This is a genomic window from Rhodococcus sp. LB1 (assembly GCF_001583455.1).
Taxonomy (GTDB): Bacteria; Actinomycetota; Actinomycetes; order Mycobacteriales; family Mycobacteriaceae; genus Rhodococcus_F; species Rhodococcus_F opacus.
The window spans coordinates 1-2,875 of the sequence record NZ_LTCZ01000019.1; the positions used below are offsets into that span (position 1 = coordinate 1).

At 64.7% G+C, this 2,875-nt stretch carries 1 protein-coding gene; it reads left to right on the top strand.

Annotated elements, in window-relative coordinates; translation table 11 throughout:
* Positions 1–2,875: non-ribosomal peptide synthetase (locus AZG88_RS04225; protein ID WP_156517417.1), on the top strand; the 2,875-nt coding region annotated here is incomplete at both ends.

A 2,875-nucleotide genomic window follows, 5' to 3' on the forward strand; every position in this document is an offset into this window, starting at 1 on the left:
CGCAGCAGCGGATGTGGTTCTTCAACCAGTTCGACCCGGAGTCGGCGGCCTTCAACATTCCTCTGGCAATTCGGCTTTCCGGTGATCTTGACATCGAATTGCTGCAGACAGCATTGGTCGACGTGATCGACCGGCACGAAGCCCTGCGCACCATGTTCCCGGACTCGGGCCACGGGCCGTCTCAGGTAATCGTCCCCACATCTGCGCTCCCGCTGAGTGTGGCGCCGGAGCGGGTAGCGCCGGAGGAGGCACATGCCCGCGTATTCGACTTCGTGGGGCGCGGGTTCGATGTGGCCCGGGAAGTTCCGTTGCGCGTGAGGCTGTTCCAGCTCGACGACCACGAGTTCGTGCTGGCGATGGTAGTGCATCACATTTCCAGTGACGGCGGCTCAGCAGCGCCGATGTCGCGCGACATCGTGGTGGCGTACGCCGCGCGGCGTGAGGGACGGGAGCCAGGCTGGTCGCCGCTCGAGGTGCAGTATGCGGACTACACCCTGTGGCAGCGGGAGATTCTCGGCGCGCAGGACGATCCGACGTCACTGATCTCGGAACAACTGCGGTACTGGACCGAGGTTCTGGCAGATCTGCCGGAGATGGTGGAGCTGCCGACGGATCATCCGCGTCCGGCAGTACAATCACCGCGCGGCGCAAAGGTCGGCTTCACTCTGAGTTCGAATCTGGCCGAGCGTATCGAGCAGCGTGCGCGAGAATATAACTCGACCTTCTTCATGGTCGTCCATGCGTCGCTGGCGGTGCTGATGGCCCACCTGAGCGGAACTGAGGACATCCCCATCGGCACACAGATCGCCGGACGCGGCGACCCGGCACTCGACGACCTCATCGGCATGTTCGGCAACACACTGGTGCTGCGCAGCCGCGTCGCCCCCGCAATGTCGTTCGCCGACATTCTGGCCGACGTCAGGGAAGTCGACCTCGCCGCATTCGGCAACCCCGACGTTCCGCTGGAACGCCTGGTGGAAGTCCTCAATCCCACGCGCTCCACGGCCCATTCAGCGCTGTTCCAGGTACTGCTGGTGGTTCACAATTTCGTCCGGTCCAGGGTAACTCTGCCGGGCCTGGAGATCGCCCCGCTGGAAACGGACATCGTCGGTGCGAAACTCGATCTCGAATTCCATTTCACCGACACCTCGGATTCCGAGGGGCATCGGACCGGAATCGAGGGATCAATCGTCTATGCGCTCGACCTGTTCCAGGAATCGACGGTCGCCCGATTCGCGACCCGACTCGTCACCATCCTCGAGGCGGTCACACGCGATGTGACCGTACCGGTCGGCGAGCTCGAGTTGCGAAGCGTCGACGAGCGTGCGGCGATGGATCGGTGGAATGCCACAGCTGTGGTTGTCGAGGGCGGGACCCTGGTGCATCTCTTCGACGAGCAGGTACGCCGGACGCCGGATGCGGTGGCGGTGGTGTTCGAGGAACAGTCGTTGACCTATGCCGAGTTCGATTCTCGCGCGAATCGGCTGGCCCGATATTTGATCTCACGAGAGGTAGGACCGGAGTCGCTGGTGGGGCTGGGCATGAGTCGCTCCCTCGCGATGATGGTGAGCATTTACGCTGTGCTCAAAGCCGGTGCCGGGTACCTGCCGCTGGATCCGGAGCATCCAGCAGACCGCACCGACTACGTGATTGCGACCGCGAAACCCGTCGTCGTGCTGACCACGTCCAGGGACCGCGGTGACCTGCCGGCGGCGCTGGACGCCGTCGAAGTCGACATGCTGGACCTGTCGGTCTTCGACGCGGAGGCGGTGACCGACGCGTCCAGGCTGGCTCCGCTGCGGCCCGAGAATCTCGCCTACGCGATCTTCACGTCCGGATCCACAGGGCGACCGAAAGGCGTCGCGGTCAGCCACCGCTCGGTGGTCAACCAGATTGCGTGGATGCGTAGCCGCTACGCGCTCGGCGATCGCGACACGGTGTTGCACAAGACGCCCATTACGTTCGACGCATCGGTGTGGGAGTTGTTCTATCCACTACAGGTCGGTGCCCGATTGGTGATTGCCGAGCCTGGGGGACATCGTGACCCCGAGTACCTGCTGCGGATGTCGGACCGGTGGCACGTCACGATCTTGGAATTCGTGCCGTCGATGCTCGCGTTGTTCCTCGCGGAGTCGTCGCTCGCGCTGCCGCGGTCGCTGCGGTACGTCTCGGTCGGCGGAGAAGCGCTGCCCTCGGAGTTGGCCGCTCGGTTCGCCGCGCGCACCGAGGCAGTGCTGGACAATACCTACGGTCCGACGGAAGCCACGGTGACCTCGACCGTGCATCGCTGCCTGCAGGGCGTGGCGGGTCCGATACCGATCGGGAGTCCGATAAGGAACACCCGCACGTTCGTGCTGAACCGCCGGTTACACCGCGTGCCCGTAGGCGTGCCGGGGGAGTTGTATCTCGCCGGAATCCAGCTCGCCCGCGGCTATCACGCCCGCGGGGCGCTGACGGCAGAACGTTTCGTCGCCAATCCCTTCGCCGACTCCGGTGAGCGGCTGTACCGCACGGGTGATCTGGTGCGGTGGAATTCGAACGGTGACCTCGAATACCTGGGCCGCACCGATTTCCAGGTGAAGCTACGTGGCCTGCGGATCGAACTCGGGGAGATCGAGGCCGCGCTGACGGCAGACGAGTCGGTGGACCAGGCCGTGGTGGTCGTGCGCGACGGTGAATTCGGTCAGCAATTGGTCGGGTATGTGCTGCCGTCCCGCGGGCGGACCGTCGACGTCGAGGCGACACGCGAGGTGGTGAGCACATCGCTGCCGAAGTACATGGTGCCCGACGTGCTGGTCGTGCTCGACGCGTTGCCGTTGAATCCCAGTGGGAAGCTCGACCGACGGGCGTTGCCCGCGCCGTCGTTCGTCGTCCG